The organism is Mycobacterium sp. MMS18-G62, assembly GCF_053877835.1.
In genome coordinates, this window is sequence record NZ_CM132662.1 from 2,998,767 (window position 1) to 3,015,260 (window position 16,494).

General features: G+C 64.2%; 17 protein-coding genes. 9 read left to right on the forward strand and 8 right to left on the reverse strand.

All coding sequences use genetic code 11. From position 1 onward, the window contains the following. Positions 1-23 precede the first annotated feature (23 nt). Positions 24-416, reverse strand: a complete 393-nt coding sequence (locus tag ACWW36_RS14940; protein ID WP_456142280.1) for a limonene-1,2-epoxide hydrolase family protein — start codon at positions 414-416, stop codon at positions 24-26. Positions 417-625: 209 nt separating this feature from the next. Between ACWW36_RS14940 and ACWW36_RS14945 the strand changes: the two genes are divergently transcribed. Genes ACWW36_RS14945 through ACWW36_RS14980 form a run of 8 tightly spaced genes read left to right on the forward strand, consistent with a single transcriptional unit; the run spans position 626 to position 9,795 of the window. Then, positions 626-1,399 (forward strand): MlaE family ABC transporter permease, encoded by a 774-nt coding sequence (locus tag ACWW36_RS14945; protein ID WP_456142492.1) that lies wholly within the window; start codon positions 626-628, stop codon positions 1,397-1,399. A 54-nt stretch (positions 1,400-1,453) separates the two neighbouring features. Beyond that, positions 1,454-2,263, forward strand: a complete 810-nt coding sequence (locus ACWW36_RS14950; protein WP_456142493.1) for an ABC transporter permease — start codon at positions 1,454-1,456, stop codon at positions 2,261-2,263. Between the two features lie 4 nt (positions 2,264-2,267). Further along, positions 2,268-3,569, forward strand: a complete 1,302-nt coding sequence (locus tag ACWW36_RS14955; protein ID WP_456142281.1) for an MCE family protein — start codon at positions 2,268-2,270, stop codon at positions 3,567-3,569. A 51-nt stretch (positions 3,570-3,620) separates the two neighbouring features. Then, positions 3,621-4,646 carry a virulence factor Mce family protein gene (locus ACWW36_RS14960; RefSeq protein WP_456142282.1) on the forward strand — a complete coding sequence of 342 codons (1,026 nt, stop codon included), beginning with the start codon at positions 3,621-3,623 and terminating at the stop codon, positions 4,644-4,646. Then, positions 4,643-5,959: an MCE family protein gene (locus ACWW36_RS14965; protein ID WP_456142283.1), complete on the forward strand. Its 1,317-nt coding sequence runs from the start codon at positions 4,643-4,645 to the stop codon at positions 5,957-5,959. Before ACWW36_RS14960 ends, ACWW36_RS14965 begins: the two co-directional genes overlap by 4 nt. Then, complete coding sequence (locus ACWW36_RS14970) at positions 5,956-7,197, forward strand: virulence factor Mce family protein (protein WP_456142284.1); 1,242 nt, start codon at positions 5,956-5,958, stop codon at positions 7,195-7,197. Before ACWW36_RS14965 ends, ACWW36_RS14970 begins: the two co-directional genes overlap by 4 nt. Positions 7,198-7,232: 35 nt before the next feature. Beyond that, entirely contained in the window at positions 7,233-8,351 is a 1,119-nt protein-coding gene (locus ACWW36_RS14975; RefSeq protein ID WP_456142494.1) for a virulence factor Mce family protein, read from the forward strand. A 1-nt stretch (position 8,352) separates the two neighbouring features. Then, on the forward strand, positions 8,353-9,795 hold the full coding sequence (locus ACWW36_RS14980) for an MCE family protein (protein ID WP_456142285.1): 1,443 nt from the start codon (positions 8,353-8,355) through the stop codon (positions 9,793-9,795). A 7-nt stretch (positions 9,796-9,802) separates the two neighbouring features. On the opposite strand, the gene rfbC is transcribed toward ACWW36_RS14980, so the two are convergent. From rfbC to ACWW36_RS15000, 4 genes are read right to left on the reverse strand one after another with little or no spacing between them, the layout of a single operon-like run. Further along, positions 9,803-10,408 carry a dTDP-4-dehydrorhamnose 3,5-epimerase gene (gene rfbC / locus ACWW36_RS14985; RefSeq protein WP_456142286.1) on the reverse strand — a complete coding sequence of 202 codons (606 nt, stop codon included), beginning with the start codon at positions 10,406-10,408 and terminating at the stop codon, positions 9,803-9,805. Continuing rightward, positions 10,405-11,391, reverse strand: a complete 987-nt coding sequence (gene rfbB, locus ACWW36_RS14990) for a dTDP-glucose 4,6-dehydratase (protein ID WP_456142287.1) — start codon at positions 11,389-11,391, stop codon at positions 10,405-10,407. The genes rfbC and rfbB overlap by 4 nt, the downstream gene beginning before the upstream one ends. A gap of 29 nt (positions 11,392-11,420) precedes the next feature. Continuing rightward, positions 11,421-12,167 (reverse strand): class I SAM-dependent methyltransferase, encoded by a 747-nt coding sequence (locus ACWW36_RS14995; RefSeq protein WP_456142288.1) that lies wholly within the window; start codon positions 12,165-12,167, stop codon positions 11,421-11,423. A 4-nt stretch (positions 12,168-12,171) separates the two neighbouring features. After that, on the reverse strand, positions 12,172-12,789 hold the full coding sequence (locus ACWW36_RS15000) for a TIGR03086 family metal-binding protein (RefSeq protein WP_456142289.1): 618 nt from the start codon (positions 12,787-12,789) through the stop codon (positions 12,172-12,174). Between the two features lie 51 nt (positions 12,790-12,840). On the opposite strand from ACWW36_RS15000, the gene ACWW36_RS15005 reads away from it, so the two are divergent. Then, positions 12,841-13,275 (forward strand): MarR family winged helix-turn-helix transcriptional regulator, encoded by a 435-nt coding sequence (locus ACWW36_RS15005; protein WP_456142290.1) that lies wholly within the window; start codon positions 12,841-12,843, stop codon positions 13,273-13,275. Here the strand turns inward: ACWW36_RS15005 and ACWW36_RS15010 are convergent. From ACWW36_RS15010 to ACWW36_RS15020, 3 genes are read right to left on the reverse strand one after another with little or no spacing between them, the layout of a single operon-like run. Continuing rightward, positions 13,272-14,114 carry an LLM class F420-dependent oxidoreductase gene (locus tag ACWW36_RS15010; RefSeq protein ID WP_456142291.1) on the reverse strand — a complete coding sequence of 281 codons (843 nt, stop codon included), beginning with the start codon at positions 14,112-14,114 and terminating at the stop codon, positions 13,272-13,274. The two genes, ACWW36_RS15005 and ACWW36_RS15010, sit on opposite strands and share 4 nt — an antisense overlap. A gap of 22 nt (positions 14,115-14,136) precedes the next feature. Beyond that, positions 14,137-14,973 (reverse strand): LLM class F420-dependent oxidoreductase, encoded by an 837-nt coding sequence (locus ACWW36_RS15015; protein WP_456142292.1) that lies wholly within the window; start codon positions 14,971-14,973, stop codon positions 14,137-14,139. Positions 14,974-15,002: 29 nt separating this feature from the next. Then, on the reverse strand, positions 15,003-16,487 hold the full coding sequence (locus ACWW36_RS15020) for an ATP-binding protein (protein ID WP_456142293.1): 1,485 nt from the start codon (positions 16,485-16,487) through the stop codon (positions 15,003-15,005). Positions 16,488-16,494 lie beyond the last annotated feature (7 nt).

Here is a 16,494-nt window from a genome sequence, read left to right on the forward strand (position 1 = left end):
TCACGTGAGTGTTCTCGAATGGCTCACAGCTTGAACCCGCTCTGCTGCTCGAAGTCGGCGAGATCGAAATAGTCGGAAAACCGCGTGATTTCGCCATTCTTGACGACGAACACCCCGGTCACCGGGAGCACGACCCTGGTGCCGTCGTTCATGGTGAAGTAGTCGACGCGTTCGGCGAGTACCAGACCCGGCTCGGCCGCCAGCGTGACGATATCGAGCTTGGCTTCCGAGAACGCGTCAAGGAACGCCCGAAAGATGGCGCGAATGCCGGCGATGCCCTCGATCGGCTTGACCGGCACGTTGTGGTAGACGGCGTCATCGGCGAAGGCGCTGCAAATGGTCTCGAGATCGCGGCCTTCCCACGAGCCCAGAAAATCGCGGACGAGCCTCTCGCTGGCCTGCTTGGTGTCGGTCATCAGGTGCCTCCTCGGGCATCAGTGCGTGAGGCGGCCCAGCGCCCACAACCTCCAGTGTGACGTACAGAACAGTACTATCAAGATACATCATCGAGTACAAGACGCAGTTTTCATCGCGGTTTGTATATCTGATGTCAGCTAATAAGCGTATTGACTATGGACATAAGCGACATCGTCCGCGTACCCTCTCGGATGTGGTTGGCCGCAGCATGGTGATCTCCGCGCAAACGGCGACCAAGCCCGTTCGGGCGGTCGGTGGCTTCTTCGCCGTCGCGCTGGACACCTTCGTGCTGATGTTCAAGCCGCCGTTCGCCTGGCGTGAATACCTATCTCAATGCTGGTTCGTCGCGCGGGTGTCGACGTTGCCCGCGGTGTTGATGACGATCCCGTGGGCTGTGATTTCGGGGTTCCTTTTCAATGTCTTGTTGGCCGACATCGGTGCCGCGGATTTTTCCGGCACCGGCGCTGCGATTTTCACGGTGTCTCAGAGCGGCCCGATCGTGACGGTGTTGGTGGTGGCGGGCGCGGGTGCCACGGCGATGTGCGCGGATCTGGGTGCGCGAACCATCCGTGAGGAACTCGATGCGCTGCGGGTGATGGGCATCAACCCGATCCAGGCGCTGGTGGTTCCGCGCGTGCTGGCGGCCACGACGGTGTCGCTGGCGCTGAGCTCGGTGGTGATCATGACGGGCCTTGTCGGCGCGTTCGTCTGCTCGGTGTTTCTCATGGACGTTTCGGCGGGTGCGTGGGTCGCGGGACTGACGACGCTGACTCACCTGGCCGATGTCATCATCTCGCTGATCAAGGCGACGCTGTTCGGGTTGACCGCTGGCTTGATCGCCTGCTATCAGGGCATTTCGGTGGGTGGGGGGCCGGCCGGTGTGGGCAGGGCGGTGAACGAAACCGTGGTGTTCGCCTTCATTGTGTTGTTCTTGACGAACATCATCGTCACCGCCGTCGGCGTCCCGTTCATGGTGTCGTGAGGTGAACTCGTGACGTCAAGTGTTCCGAGCGGGCTTCATCCGCGGTTGCAGCGGATGAGGAATGCCGCGGTGGGCGGGTGGAACCAGATCGGTTCGCAGACACGGTTTTACGCGACGACGTTGGCCGGCATACCCGATGCCGTTCTCAACTACCGCAGCGAGTTGTTGCGCGTGATCGCGCAGATGGGTTTGGGCAGCGGGGCTCTTGCGGTGATCGGCGGAACGGTCGTGATCGTGGGGTTCTTGACGATCACCACCGGTGCGATAGTGGCGGTGCAGGGATACAACCAGTTGGCGTCGGTGGGTGTGGAGGCGCTGACGGGGTTCGCGTCGGCATTCTTCAACACCCGCGAAATCCAGCCGGGGACGGTGATGGTGGCGCTGGCGGCCACCGTTGGTGCCGGTAGCACTGCTCAGCTGGGGGCGATGCGGATCAGTGAGGAGATCGATGCGCTCGAGGCGATCGGCATCCGCAGTGTGAGCTACCTGGCGTCCACGCGGGTGCTGGCCGGGGTGATTGTGGCGGTCCCGTTGTTTTGTGTGGGGCTGATGACGGCGTATTGGGCCGCGCGTATCGGCACCACCGCCATTTATGGCCAGGGGTCGGGTGTCTATGACCACTACTTCTATACGTATCTGAGTCCAACAGACGTGTTGTGGTCGGTAGCCGAAGTGGCCGCGGTTGCCCTGATGATCATGTTGCTGTGCACCTACTACGGTTTCACCGCGCGTGGCGGGCCGGCGGGGGTCGGTGAGGCCGTCGGCCGGGCCGTGCGTGCCTCGATGGTCGTCGCGTCGATTTTGATCGTGATCATGACGCTGGCCATTTATGGCCAGTCCGGCGACTTCCACTTGGCGGGCTAGTGGCATGAAGCGCAGGTCAGGAACACACCGGATCGCCAGCGCCTGGTGGACGCTCATCTTGTTAGCGGCGATCGGCGTGTTCTTGTTCGTGACCGCAGTGTCGTTTGCGGGCACGTTCAGGTCGTATGTGCCCGTGACGCTGGCATCGGATCGCGCGGGGCTGGTGATGGAGACCAACGCCGACGTCATGCTGCGTGGCGTTCGGGTCGGCCGGGTCAGCCAGATCGGCGGCGGAGCGGACAACGCCAGACTGAGGCTTGAGATCGACGCGGACCAGATCCGCTACATCCCGGCCAACGTGGCGGCCCAGATCAGTGCCACCACCGCCTTCGGCACCAAGTTCGTCGAGCTGGTGTATCCGCCGAACCCGAGCCCGCAGCGGCTGGCCGCCGGCGCGGTGCTGTATTCCAAGAACGTCAGCACGGAGATCAACACGGTCTTCGAGAACGTTGTCGAGCTCCTCAAGGTCGTCGATCCGCTCAAGCTGAACGCGGTGCTGACCGCAGTTGCCGACGGCGTCCGCGGACAGGGCGAGCGGATGGGCCAAGCCGCTACAGATCTCAACGAGGTCTTGCGCGCACTTAACGCGCGCGCCGAAACCATTGGCGGGAACTGGCGCTCGCTCAAGAATTTCACCGACACCTATGACGCCGCCGCCAACGACATCGTGGGCATTCTGGACGCCATCAGCACCACCAGCGCTACCGTCACCGGCCACGCGACCGCGCTGGATGGGTTGCTGCTCAACGTCATCGGTGTGTCGAAGGCAGGTACGAACCTGCTTGTCACGAGCAAGGACGATCTCGTCGGGGCGGTCAACACCCTCGAGCCGACGACGAATCTGCTTCTGCAGCACAACCCCGTGTACACGTGCTTTCTGAAGGGCGCCACCTGGTATCTCAACAACGGCGGCTATGCGGCGTGGGGCGGCGATCACCGCACACTTGCGCTCGATGTCGCCTTGTTGCTGGGTAATGATCCCTACGCGTATCCGGACAACCTGCCGATCGTCGCCGCCAAGGGCGGACCCGGAGGAGCGCCGGGGTGCGGGTCGCTGCCGGACGCCACCAAGAACTTCCCGGTGCGCCAGCTGGTCACCAACACCGGTTGGGGGACTGGCCTGGACATCCGGCCCAACCCGGGCATCGGACATCCCTGCTGGGCGGACTACTTCCCGGCGACCCGCGCCGTGCCGAAGCCACCCAGCATTCGCCAGTGCCTGCCGGGTCCGGCGATCGGACCCGTGCCCTACCCCGGGGCGCCGCCGTATGGCGCGCCGCTGAACGGGCCGGAGCCCCCACCGTGATCGTCATCGCCACCGTGACCGTCGACGATCCACACAAGCAGGAGGCAAGCCGTGGCTGACCTCAGGGGCACCATCTGGCGCCTGAGCATCTTCATGGCTGTCTGCCTGTTCGTCGCGTTCCTGACGCTGACGATCTTCGGGCAGTTTCGCTTCGGCGCAGGCAACACCTATTACGCCGAGTTCACCAACGCCTCCAATCTGAGGAAGGGCACGATAGTGCGGATCGCCGGGGTGGAGGTCGGCAAGGTCGCCAACATCTCCATCAACCCCGACGCGACCGTGCGGGTGGAGTTTTTCGCCGACAAGTCAGTCGTTCTTACGCAGGGCAGCCGGGCGGTGATCCGGTACGACAACCTGTTCGGTGACCGCTACCTGGCGCTCGAGGAAGGCGTCGGCAGGCTCGAGACACTCAATCCCGGACAGACCATTCCGCTGACTCAGACCGAACCCGCACTGGATCTGGATGCGGTGATCGGAGGCTTCAAGCCGCTGTTTCGCGCGCTGAACCCGCAGCAGGTCAACGACCTGACCCAGCAGTTGATCGATGCGTTCCAGGGGCAGGGCCCCGCGATCGGGTCCTTTCTGCAGCAGGCCGCGGTGGTGACCAACACCTTGGCCGACCGTGACCTGCTGATCGGGCAGGTCATCGACAACCTCAACGTGATGCTGGGGTCGCTGGGCGGTCAGAGCGACAGGCTGGACAAAGCGGTGACATCGCTTTCTGAGCTGATCGGCAGGCTCGCCGAACGCAGGACCGACATCTCCAACGCGGTGGCCTATACCAACGCGGCCACCGGTTCAGTCGCGGACTTGTTGACACAGGCGCGGGCGCCGTTCCACAAGGTGGTCGAGGAGACCGACCGGGTGGCGGGGATCGCCGTGGCTGACCACGAGTACCTCGACAATCTGCTCAACACGCTGCCGGACAGGTACCGGGCGCTGGTCCGCCAGGGGATGTATGGCGACTACTTCAGTTTTTACCTGTGCGATGTGGTCCTCAAGCTCAACGGAAAGGGAGGCCAGCCGGTGTACGTCAAGGTGGCCGGTCAGAGCTCGGGGCGGTGCGCGCCCAAGTGAAGTCATTCTCCGAGCGCAGCCCGTTGGTTATCGGCGCCGTCGGCGTCGTAACGGTCTCCGTGATGGTGCTGGCCGCGCTGCAGTACCAGAACCTGCCCTTCCTCAACCCGGGCAAGCAATACTCCGCCTATTTCGCCGACGCCGGCGGGTTGAACACCGGCGCCGGCGTCGAGGTCTCCGGCCTTGTGGTGGGCAACGTCTCGGCCATTGAACTCAACGAGACCGGCGTGCTCGTCAAGTTCAAGATCGGCACCGATGTGCGTCTGGGCGACCGCACCGAAGCCGCGATCAAAACCAAGAGCCTGCTGGGCGCCAAGTTCGTCGATGTGACACCGCGTGGCGATGGGCAGCTCGATCGCGCCATTCCGCTCGATCGCACGGTGTCGCCCTACCAGCTGCCCGACGCCCTCGGTGACCTGGCCACCACGATCAGCGGTCTGAACACCGACCAGTTGTCGGACTCGTTGGCCACGTTGGCCCAGACCTTTTCGGCGACCCCGCCGGATCTGAAGGATGCGGTGGCGGGGGTGGCGCGGTTTGCGCAAACACTCGACACTCGCGATGCCCAACTGCGCAGGTTGCTCGACAACGCGGCCCAGGCGACGGGAGTGCTGGCCAAACGCACCGACCAGATCGTCGGCCTGGTCAAAGACACCAATGCGCTACTCGCGCAGCTGCGGACACAAAGCGCGGCCCTTGACCAGATCTGGGCGAACATCTCGGCGGTGTCGCGGCAGCTGCAGGGCTTCATCGCCGAGAACCGTCGGCAGCTGCGGCCGGCGCTGGACAAGCTCAACGGAGTACTGGCGATCGTCGACGGTCGCAAGGAACGCGTGCAGCAGGCCATCAAACTGATCAACACCTATGTCATGTCGCTCGGTGAATCGCTTTCCTCGGGCTCGTTCTTCAAAGCCTATGTGGTCAACCTTTTTCCGGGTCAGTTCGTGCAACCGTTCGTCGACGCGGCGTTTTCGGATCTGGGATTGGATCCGGCCACGCTGCTGCCTTCGGAGCTGACGGACCCGCAGACCGGTCAGCCCGGCACCCCGGCGTTGCCGGTGCCCTACCCGCGGACTGGCCAGGGCGGGGAACCGAGGTTGAATCTGCCCGACGCGATCACCGGTAAACCCGGCGATCCGCGCTATCCCTACCGCGAACCGCTGCCGGCGCCACCGCCCGGCGGGCCGCCGCCGGGGCCGCCCGCGCCGCCGCCGCCCGAGTTGGCTTCCACACCCGAGCCGACTCCATCTCCCGTATACGTGCCGGCACCGGGCGAAGCGCCGCCCGCCCAGCAACCGGGGGCCCGACCATGATGGGGTCGCGGCGGACCGCCCGCTTGGTCGTGGCGACGGCGCTGGTGCTGGTGTTGGGTGCGGGCCTGTTCGTCGCGATACGCCTGCCTGCGCAGATCGCTCGAACGACGGTGGTGGCGTACTTCGAGAACAGCACTGGGGTGTTTCCCGGCGACCACGTGCGCATTCGAGGCGTGCCAGTTGGCAGGGTCGTACAGATCGAACCGCAGCCCGAGCGGGTCAAGATCACCTTCTGGTTCGACAGCAAGTACAAGGTCCCTGCAGATGTCAAGGCCGTGATCCTGTCACCTCAGCTGGTGACCGGCCGGGCAGTCCAGCTCACACCTCCCTATACCGGCGGACCGACGATGGCCGACGGCGCGGTGATCCCCAACGACCGCACCGCGGTGCCTGTCGAATGGGACGACCTGCGCGCCCAACTCGAGCGGCTGACCGAGCTGCTCAAGCCCACCGGGCCCGGCGGCGTGAGCACGCTGGGTGCGCTCATCAACACCACCGCGGACAACCTGCGCGGGCAGGGCGCCACGATCCGCGACACCATCATCAAACTGTCGCAAGCGGTGTCGATCCTCGGTGACCACAGCAATGACATCTTCGCCACGTTCAAGAACCTCTCGACGCTGGTGTCCGCGCTGAGCGACAGTGCCGATCTACTCGAAGCGCTCAACCGCAACCTGGACGCGGTGACCTCGCTGCTGGCCGACGACCCCAACAAGGTCGGTCAGGCGGTCGAGGACCTCAACACCGTCGTTGCAGATGTCAAAGACTTCGCCGCCGACAACACCGAGGCGATCGGCACCGCGTCGGACAAGATGACCTCGATCAGCCGCGTACTGGTTGAAAGCCTCGACGACATCAAGCAGACGCTGCACATCGCCCCGACGGTGATGCAGAACTTCAACAACATCTACGAGCCCGCCAACGGTTCACTGACCGGCGCGCTGGCCATCAACAACTTCGCAAACCCGGTCTCATTTCTTTGTGGCGCAATACAATCCGCCTCCCGCCTGGGTGGCGAGCAATCGGCGAAACTGTGCGCGCAGTATCTGGCGCCCATCGTGAAGAACCGCCAATACAACTTCCCGCCGTTGGGAGAGAACCTCTTCGTCGGCACGCAGGCCCGGCCCAACGAAATCACCTACAGCGAGCCGTGGATGCGGCCCGACCACCTTCCGCCGGCCACTGACCCCGCCGAAGGACTACCCGGCATGATGGTGCCCCCCGGAGGTGGCTCGTGACACGGCGACGCTGGCAGCGCGCGGCGGCCAACCTGATGATGGTGCTGATCTTGGCGGCAATACCCGGCTGCAGCTGGCGCGGGCTGAATTCACTGCCCCTGCCCGGCACGCAGGGTACCGGCTCGGACTCCTTCCTGATCCAGGCACAAATGCCTGACGTCAACAACATCGAGCCGAACTCACGTGTGCGTGTCGCAGACGTAACCGTCGGTCATGTCACCAAGATCGAACGACAAGGCTGGCATGCGTTGCTGACCATGCGCCTAAACAGTGATGTGAACCTGCCCGCCAACGCGACCGCCAAGATCGGCACAACCAGCCTGCTGGGTTCCTTGCATATCGAGCTTGCGCCGCCGACGGACGAACCGCCACAAGGCAAGTTGCACGACGGCTCGCTCATTTCGCTGTCGCACGCCGGCGCCTACCCGAGCACCGAGCAGACACTGGCGGCGCTGTCGATGCTCCTCAACGGGGGTGGACTGGGTCGGGTGCAGGACATCACCGAGGCGTTTTCCACTGCGTTCCGCGGCCGCGAGCAGGACGTGCGGAGCTTGATTACACAGCTGGGCGAATTCACCGCCCACCTCAACGACCAGACCGGCGACATCATCGCGGCGACCGACAGCCTCAACAGGCTGGTCGGGAAATTCGCCACACAGCAACCCGTCCTGGACCGGGCGCTGGCCACGGTCCCCGACGCGCTTGCGGTGCTGAACTCCGAACGGGACAACTTGGCGCAGGCGGCCGATCAGCTCGGAAAGTTCAGCGCGCTGACCGTCGACACGGTCAATCAGACCAGCACCAACCTGGTGAAGGAATTGAACCAAGTCGGACCGGTCTTGGAGTCGCTTGCCAACGCCGGCCCCAGCCTGACGCGATCCCTGAGTCTGCTTGCCACGTTTCCCTTTCCGAACGAAACTTTCGAAAACTTCCAACGTGGTGACTACGCCAATCTGACCGCCATCGTCGACCTCACGCTCAGCCGCATCGACCAAGGAATCTTCACCGGCACCCGGTGGGAGTGCGATCTGACAGAGCTGGAGCTGCAGTGGGGCCGAACCATCGGACAGTTCCCCAGCCCCTGCACGTCTGGCGGCCCGAACGGCCCCGGCAACCCGCTCGTCATCCCTTACCGGTGGGATCAGGGGCCCTAGCATGCACTTGACCCGAAAGGTGAGAATCCAGCTGACCATCTTCACGGTCGTCGCGCTTGTCACTGTTGCGGTGATGGCGCTGCACTTCATCAAACTGCCCGCCATGCTGTTCGACGTCGGCCAGTACACGGTCACGATGGAACTGCCGAAATCCGGTGGGCTGTATGAGTCCGGCAATGTCACCTATCGCGGCACGAATGTCGGCCGGGTGAAATCGGTGCGCCTGACCGATACCGGCGTCGAGGCGGTGCTGTCGCTGACCTCCGACATCGACATCCCCTCAGACCTCAAAGCCGAGGTACACAGCCAATCAGCGGTTGGCGAATCGTATGTCCTGCTGCTACCCCGTAACGGTGCCTCGCCGCCGCTGAAGAACGGCGACCAGATTGCCCTGGCCGACACCTCAGTACCGCCTGACATCAACTCTCTTCTCGCTGCTGCAAACAGCGGTCTACAGGCCATACCCCGCGACAACCTCAAGACCGTGATCGACGAGTCCTACACCGCCGTTGGCGGGCTCGGCCCAGAGCTGTCCCGCGTGATTCAAGGCGCATCCACACTCGCCATCGGCGCTCGCAAGAATCTCGACCCGTTGATCACGCTGATCGACAAAGCCCAACCCGTGCTGGATTCGCAGACGAAAACCTCCGATGCGATTCAGGGGTGGGCATCGCAACTGGCCACGGTGACCGCCGAATTGCAGACCCACGACGAGGCGGTCGCCGGCGTCATAGACAAGGGCGGTCCAGCGGCCGCGCAGGTGCGCCAACTGGTCGAGCGGCTGCAGCCGACCCTGCCGATCCTGTTGGCCAACCTCGTCAGCGTCGGGCAAGTCGCACTCACCTACCAAAACGACATCGAACAGCTGCTGGTGGTGTTCCCTCAAGCCATCGCCGCCGACCAGGCCGGTATTCTCGCCAACCTCAACACCAAACAGGACTACAAAGGCCAATACCTGAGCTTCAACCTGAACCTGAACCTGCCGCCACCCTGCACCACGGGGTTCCTTCCGGCCCAGCAGCAGCGCGTCGCCGCGTTCCAGGACTATCCACAACGGCCGCCGGGTGACCTGTACTGCCGGGTGCCGCAGGATTCGCAGTTCAATGTGCGCGGCGCCCGCAACATCCCGTGTGAAACCGTCCCGGGCAAACGCGCACCCACGGTCGCGATGTGCGAAAGCAACGAAACCTACATACCGCTCAACGACGGCTTCAACTGGAAGGGCGACCCCAACGCCACGCTGTCGGGTCAGCCCATCCCGCAGTTGCCGCCCGCAGGGGTTCCCGCACCGGAGGCGCCACCGATAGCCGCGGCCGAATACGACCCTGCGACAGGTAGTTACACCGGACCCGACGGCCGCCAATACACCCAGACGGATCTGGCGCAGGGCGCGCCGAAGGACAAGACATGGCAGACGATGCTGCTGCCTCCGCCAGGAAATTGAGTAAGCGCTAGCGCCCGCGTAGCTCGTTGACGAACGCTTGGGCCTCGTCCCATGTCGGCAGGAGGCCCTCAGCCTGAACCTCGGCGAGCGTCGGCGCCTCGCGGTCGCGGTCCGACATGATCGGCTCGCCGTCGACGAGCGGCCATGTGATGCCCAGCGCCGGGTCGGTGGCATTGATGGTGTGCTCCCGCGACGGGTCATAGCCGGCGGAGCACAGGTACATCACCGTCGAATCGTCCTCCAGCGCAAGGAAAGCATGGCCGAGCCCTTCGGAGATATACACCGAGCGGCGGGCCCGGTCGTCGAGCTGGACCGCGTCCCACCGTCCGAATGTCGGTGAGCCGACCCGAATGTCGACCACCACATCGAACACCGCACCGTGCAGGCACGTCACGTACTTGGCCTGGCTCGGCGGCAGCTGTGCGAAATGCACGCCCCGCAATACGCCCGCCGCCGACACCGAGCAATTGGCCTGCCGCAGATCGAACCGATGTCCGGCGAAATCGGTGAACGCCGAATCGGTGAACCACTCGTAGAACGCGCCACGCGAATCGGTGTGCAGCGACGGCGTGATCTCCCAAGCACCGGGTACTACGAGCTCGCGAGCCTTCACTGGCCCCGCCCCGCATACGACGCCTCGACCGCTTCTTTCAATGGGCCCCACCATGATTCGTTGTCGCGATACCAGTCGATGGTGGCACGCAAGCCGTCCTCGAAGTCGGTGTGCTTGGGACTCCAGCCCAATTCGTCGCGCAGCGCCGACGGGTCGATCGCATACCGCAGATCATGGCCCGCCCGGTCGACCACGTGATCGAAGTCGTCGGGGTCGCGGCCCATCAGGCGCAGCAGTGTGCGCATCACCGACAGATTGTCCCGTTCGCCCTCGGCCCCAATCAAATACGTGCGCCCGATCTGGCCGTCGGACAGAATTCGCCACACCGCATTGTTGTGGTCCTCGACGTGGATCCAGTCGCGAACGTTTGCACCACTGCCGTAGAGCTTCGGCCGCCGTCCCGTCAGCACGTTGGTGATCTGGCGGGGGATGAACTTCTCGACATGTTGATACGGCCCATAGTTGTTGGAGCAGTTCGAAATCGTCGCCGCCACACCGTAAGACCGCACCCACGCCCGCACCAGCATGTCGGCGGCGGCCTTGGTCGACGAGTACGGGCTCGACGGGTTGTACGGCGTCGACTCGGTGAACCGCTGCGCAGAATCCAGTTCCAGGTCGCCGTACACCTCGTCGGTCGACACGTGATGCAGCCGCACACCGTGCCGGCGCACCGCCTCCAGCACCGTGAACGTGCCGACCACGTTGGTATGCACAAACGGCTGCGGTTCGGCCAGAGCGTTGTCGACGTGGGTTTCCGCGGCGAAATGCACGACGGCGTCGGCCTCGGCCACGAGCTTGGACACCAGTTCGGCGTCGGTGATGTCGCCCTCGACGAGGCGGATGTGGGCGTCGACGGGGGCCAGCGACTCACGGCTGCCCGCATAGGTCAACGCGTCGAGCACCGTCACGTCGTGCTCAGGTACCGCACTGTGCACGAAGTTCGCGCCGATGAATCCCGCGCCACCGGTGACCAGCAACCGCATGGTCAAAGACCCTAGTCGAGGGCCTGCGTCTAAGAGATAGGCGTGCAGACAAACGCCACGGCATCGTTGAGTGCAGCGACACCGGCCGAGCCGATCCGCTGCGCGAGGCGCGATCTCAACTCGGCGAGCGCGGCGGGTTCGAGCGTCAAGCGATTGGAATAGGTGCACACCAAATTCAGGTAATCCTCGGCGGTGTAGTGCAGGTGTTCTACGTAGCGCCGTCGCTCGAACGCGAACCCGAACTCCGACAGCAATGCGGACAGTTCGGCTTCGCGAACATCCGGTCTCACTGACACATCCAGGTAGTCGGCATTGACCTCATCGAGTTCTTCCTGCGTCGGCGCGGTCGGGATGATTCGGTTCGCGATGATCGCGAGGCGCCCGCACGGCCTCAGGATCGTCAACACCTTCTCGATCGCGGACCGGGGCTCAACCCAGTGGAAGGACTGCGCGAAGACCACTAGATCGAACGAACGGCCGGCGGGTTGCCATCCTTCGAAGGTCGCCTGCTCGACGGTGACTCCCTTGCCGGTGGCCACGCGTGCCATCCGCGCGTCGGGCTCTACCGCGACGACGTGCGCTCCGGCTTCCATCAGTTGGACGGACGCGATACCGGTTCCGGCACCGATATCGGCCGTCAGAACTCCGCGCGAAGCGACGAGGCCGTCAATGAGGGGCTGCGGGAAACGCGGACGATAGCGGTCGTACTCATCGGCGATAGCGCCAAAGGACTCGGCCCGACGACGGTCGGTGTGCTCCGGTGGGGACTTCGACATTCCTTCAGCATGCCGTCCACACCGGCGAGCGTCCGAGATGGGCGAGGATGCGGTCCATGTCGCTCGCCTCGCCATTGGTGGCGATCGCGGATGCGAACGGGCTGCCATCGGTGGCACGGAATTCGCCGTCCGGGACCGCGAGGGCCAGCGGCAGCACCGCGGCGATGACCTCGTCGGGCAATTCGAATGGCGCGCCCATGGCGCGGGCGACGTCCCAGCCGTGTACGACGTAGTCGACGAAATGGAACCCGATCGCCATTGCGCCGGGAAACGTTGCGCCAGGCCCGAAATCGGGAAGCGCGAACGTCGCATCCAGTACACCCTCGACCGCAAAGGCGTCGAGCACGTCGGCCGCCGAGGCGGCGTAAACAGTGACGGGGTCGGCCGCGACGGCTTCTGCGACCTTCTTGGGGTCCCAGACGGTGGCATCCGCGCCGAGCCCGCGGGCAGCCGCACCGAACCCGCGATTCTGCACGGTCATGTGCGCGATCAAGTCACCAAGGTTCCAGCCGGCGCACGGCGTTGGCTTGGCCAGATCATCTGGTGTGACGGTGTCGACAGCGTCGACGGACGCCGACACGGCGGCTCGGTGAAGGGGGAGTACATCCAAATTGATATGCATATGTAGATCATAGGCACACGCATATAATTTATCAACGTTTACCATCACGTCATGGCCAAAGGCGCGAAGCGTCCCGACCTGGCGGCGATGCTCGCGCCGCTGATTCGTGAATTGATGGCTGCCGAGATGCCGGTGCTGAACAAGCACGGGTTGTCGATGTGGGGCTACACCGTGCTGCTATCGCTCGACCAGTCGCCGATGCGCACGCAGGCGGCGCTCGCCGAGGCCATCGGCGCGGACAAGACGCGAATCATCCCGGTGCTAGACGAGTTACAAGAGCAGGGCTACATCGAGCGGCGCGCGGATCCCGACGACCGCCGGGTGCGGCTGCTGGAGATCACCGACTCTGGACGTGCAATCAAAGGTGCCGTGCAGGCGGCCATTCAGCGCAACGAGGAGCGTTGGCTGCAAACGTTGCCCGTCGACGACCGCAGAGTGTTTCTGCGCGTGTTGCAGCAACTCACGCAAGAGCGCGGTACGCCTTAGCCTTTCAGGCCGAGCGGTCCTGCCAGCTCCGTCAGCGTCGGCAGCAATTTGTCCCAGCCGCCAAGCACCTGAATGGTCACGTGGTCGGCACCCGACTCGAGGTGTTCGGTGAGCCTCTTGGCGATGTCGTCAGCGCTACCGTGCGCGACGACCGCGTCGATCAGCTTGTCGCTGCCCGGCTTGGCGATGTCGTCGTCGGTGAAACCCAGCCGCTTCCAGTTGTTCAGGTAGTTGCTCAGGTTGAGGTAGAAGTCGACGGTATTGCGGCCGATCGCGCGCGCCTCGTCAACGTCAGTGCTGAGTACGACCTTGTGCTCGGGCGCCAAAAACACCGTATTGCCAACGAGATTGCGGGCCCAGCCGGTGTGCTCCGGCGTCGTGAGATACGGGTGGGCGCCCGCGCTGCGCTGGGCGGAGAGCTTGAGCACCTTCGGTCCGAGTGCGGCGACGACGCGTCGGCTGGTCGGCACCTTCGCCGCGTCGAGCACGTCGAGATATTCGACCAGTACGTCGTATGGCTTGCGGTATTCCTCGGTGTGCTCCGGATGGCCGATGCCGATGCCGAGCAGGAACCGGCCGGGGTACTTGTCTTCGATGCGGTGGTAGGCCTCCGCGACCTGCTCGGCGGGCGCCGTCCAGACGTTCACGATGCCGGTGGCCACCTGAAGCGTCTCGGTGCGCTCGAGAATCGGCTCGACGTAGTTCAGGTCGCCTGCCGGGGATCCACCGATCCACAGCGCGCCGTATCCAAGCTTCTCGATTTCGACCGCCTGCTCGGGCTTGGGCGTCCCGAAGGTCCATACGCCGAATCGGCCAAGGTCGGGCTTGAGTTCAGTCATCGCTGTTCCTTCGGTTAGACGTTCAGTTCAGGCCGAGCGGACCGGCCAGTTCGGCGAGTGCAGGCACCAGCTTCTCGGGCGACGTGAGCACCTGCACCGGCACGTGATCGGCGCCCGCATCCAGATGTTGCTTCAGCCGCGCCGCGATGGCGTCCACGGTGCCGTAGGCGACGACGGCGTCCACGAGACGGTCACTACCCGGTTTTGCGACCTCTTCATCACTGAACCCGAGACGTTTCCAGCTGTTGAGGTAATTCGTCAGGTTGAGGTAAATCTCCAGGGCCTTACGGCCGACCGCGCGGGCCTTCTCCGCATCGGTCGTCAAGACCACCTTGTGTTCGGGTGCGATGAAGGCATCGGGCCCAATCAGCTTGCGCGCCTCGGCGGTGTGCTCGGGCGTCGTCAGGTAGGGATGCGCACCGGCGGAACGCTCCGCGGACAGCTTCAACACCTTCGGGCCCAGCGCGGCCACGACGCGGCGGTTCTTCGGCACTCCGTACTCGTCGAGCTTGTCGAGGTACTCCTTCAACGCGTCGATGGGCTTGCGGTACTCGTGTCCTGCCTCCGGGTGGCCGACGCCGATGCCCAGCAGGAAGCGGCCGGGGTAGGCCTTGTCGATGCGGTGGAACGACTCAGCGACTGGACCGGCCTCGGCGGTCCAGATGTTGACGATGCCAGTGGCCACCTGCAGTGTGGTGGTCTTCTCCAGGATGGGTTCCACCCACTCCAGTTCGGCAGGCGGCGATCCGCCCACCCACACGGCGCCGTAGCCCAGCGCCTCGATGTCTTTGGCTTGTTCGGGAGTGACGCCACGTCCGAAGGATCCGAACCGGCCGAGGTTGGGCTTGTCGTCAGTCATGGTTCGGTCAACCCGCAGCCGGGCCGACGCTATTCCGTCGTCGCCGAAATCTCGGTGGGGGTTGGCGCTTCAGGTGCCGGCGCGACAAGCGGCAGGATCACGATGAACTTCGTGTCGCCCGGCGTGGACTGCACCCGGATGTCACCCTGGTGCTTCTCGACCACGATGCGGCGGGCCAGGTCCAGGCCGAGGCCGGTGCCCTCGCCGAACGGCTTGGTGGTGAAGAACGGCGTGAAGATGCGGTCGATGACGTCTTCGGGGATGCCGGGCCCGTCATCGCCGATCTCGACCCGGATCATCTCGTCGCCTTCGCGCATGGTGCGTATCGTCAAGGTGCCATGACCGTCCATGGCCTGAATCGCGTTGTGGATGATGTTGCTCCACACTTCGTTCAAATCGCCTGGGTAGCAAGCGATTTGGGGGATCGACTTGTCCATTTCCTTGACCAGCTTGATCGGCTTGTCGTTGCCGACCTGATCGCCGAACAATGTTTTGATCGTGCTGTGCAGCAGTTCATGGACGTCGGCCACCTGATACGGGGCCCGATCCATCTGCGAGTACTGCTTGGCGCCGGCGAGCAGCGCGGAGATGCGCTTGCTCGCCTCGGCGATCTGGTTCATCAGGAGCTCGGTCTCGATGGTGTACCGCAGCCACCCGATGGCTCCTTGCAGCGAGGCTGACGCATCGACCTCATCGACCAACGCCGAAACGCGTTCGAGCCAGTCGATGTCGAGGCCGGCGTCGACGAACGTCGGCGCGTAATCCCATGCACCAACGATGTCGTGGTCCTCGAGCCAGTCGCCGATTTGGTCCTCGCGGTCCGATGCCTCCAGCGCGGACAACTCAACGTGCTTGGACTTCGCGACCTGTTCTGCCACCTCGTCCTGAATGCTGACCAGTACTCGAAGCGCCTCGGGGCTGAACTTGCCGTCAGCCAGCATTGCGAGCTTGTGCCGCATCCCTGCGACCTTCTCGCGCAGATCGGAGACGGCGCGCGCACTGGCGGCAGCAGGGTTGTTCAGCTGGTGTGTGAGGCCCGCGGTGATCGTGCCGAGGGCTAGCAACTTCTCGCGCTGGCCGATGATCTGACTCTGCCGGCGGCCGCCGACCATGTGTCCCTCGAGCAGGTGGACGGCCATCGGGAATTGAGTCTTCATGAACTCCGCGAACGCACTCGCATCCAGGACGAAGAAGCGCGACGGCTTGGTAACCCGCACCGAGGCGTTGTACACCTGCACCTCGCCGGGTATGTATGCCGACCAGGCACCGCAGTAGACGCCGCGCTGCGAGGTCTGACTGGTGATGATGTCCACGCCCGCCGAACGCTTGGACATCACCAGTTCACCGTCGAGCAGGACGTAGAAGCAGGTCGCGGGTTCACCCTCGACGACGACCGGCCCCGGCTCGAACGACTGGATATGGCCGTGATCGCACAGCATCTTCAGTTGCTGGTCGCTGAGCGCCTCGAACAGGAACAGCGTGCGCAGTTCGTCAGGCAGGCATTTGTCGCCCATGGTTGCT

Excerpts from the sequence above, each read along its gene's own strand:
- ACWW36_RS14940 (WP_456142280.1), bottom strand. The coding sequence starts at position 416 with ATGACCGACACCAAGCAGGCCAGCGAGAGGCTCGTCCGCGATTTTCTG.
- ACWW36_RS15000 (WP_456142289.1), bottom strand. The coding sequence starts at position 12,789 with ATGCATATCAATTTGGATGTACTCCCCCTTCACCGAGCCGCCGTGTCG.
- ACWW36_RS14945 (WP_456142492.1), top strand. The coding sequence starts at position 626 with ATGGTGATCTCCGCGCAAACGGCGACCAAGCCCGTTCGGGCGGTCGGT.
- ACWW36_RS14980 (WP_456142285.1), top strand. The coding sequence starts at position 8,353 with ATGCACTTGACCCGAAAGGTGAGAATCCAGCTGACCATCTTCACGGTC.
- ACWW36_RS15005 (WP_456142290.1), top strand. The coding sequence starts at position 12,841 with ATGGCCAAAGGCGCGAAGCGTCCCGACCTGGCGGCGATGCTCGCGCCG.
- ACWW36_RS14955 (WP_456142281.1), top strand. The coding sequence starts at position 2,268 with ATGAAGCGCAGGTCAGGAACACACCGGATCGCCAGCGCCTGGTGGACG.
- ACWW36_RS15010 (WP_456142291.1), bottom strand. The coding sequence starts at position 14,114 with ATGACTGAACTCAAGCCCGACCTTGGCCGATTCGGCGTATGGACCTTC.
- ACWW36_RS14950 (WP_456142493.1), top strand. The coding sequence starts at position 1,454 with ATGAGGAATGCCGCGGTGGGCGGGTGGAACCAGATCGGTTCGCAGACA.
- rfbB (WP_456142287.1), bottom strand. The coding sequence starts at position 11,391 with ATGCGGTTGCTGGTCACCGGTGGCGCGGGATTCATCGGCGCGAACTTC.
- ACWW36_RS15020 (WP_456142293.1), bottom strand. The coding sequence starts at position 16,487 with ATGGGCGACAAATGCCTGCCTGACGAACTGCGCACGCTGTTCCTGTTC.
- ACWW36_RS14995 (WP_456142288.1), bottom strand. The coding sequence starts at position 12,167 with ATGTCGAAGTCCCCACCGGAGCACACCGACCGTCGTCGGGCCGAGTCC.
- ACWW36_RS15015 (WP_456142292.1), bottom strand. The coding sequence starts at position 14,973 with ATGACTGACGACAAGCCCAACCTCGGCCGGTTCGGATCCTTCGGACGT.
- ACWW36_RS14975 (WP_456142494.1), top strand. The coding sequence starts at position 7,233 with ATGATGGTGCTGATCTTGGCGGCAATACCCGGCTGCAGCTGGCGCGGG.
- ACWW36_RS14970 (WP_456142284.1), top strand. The coding sequence starts at position 5,956 with ATGATGGGGTCGCGGCGGACCGCCCGCTTGGTCGTGGCGACGGCGCTG.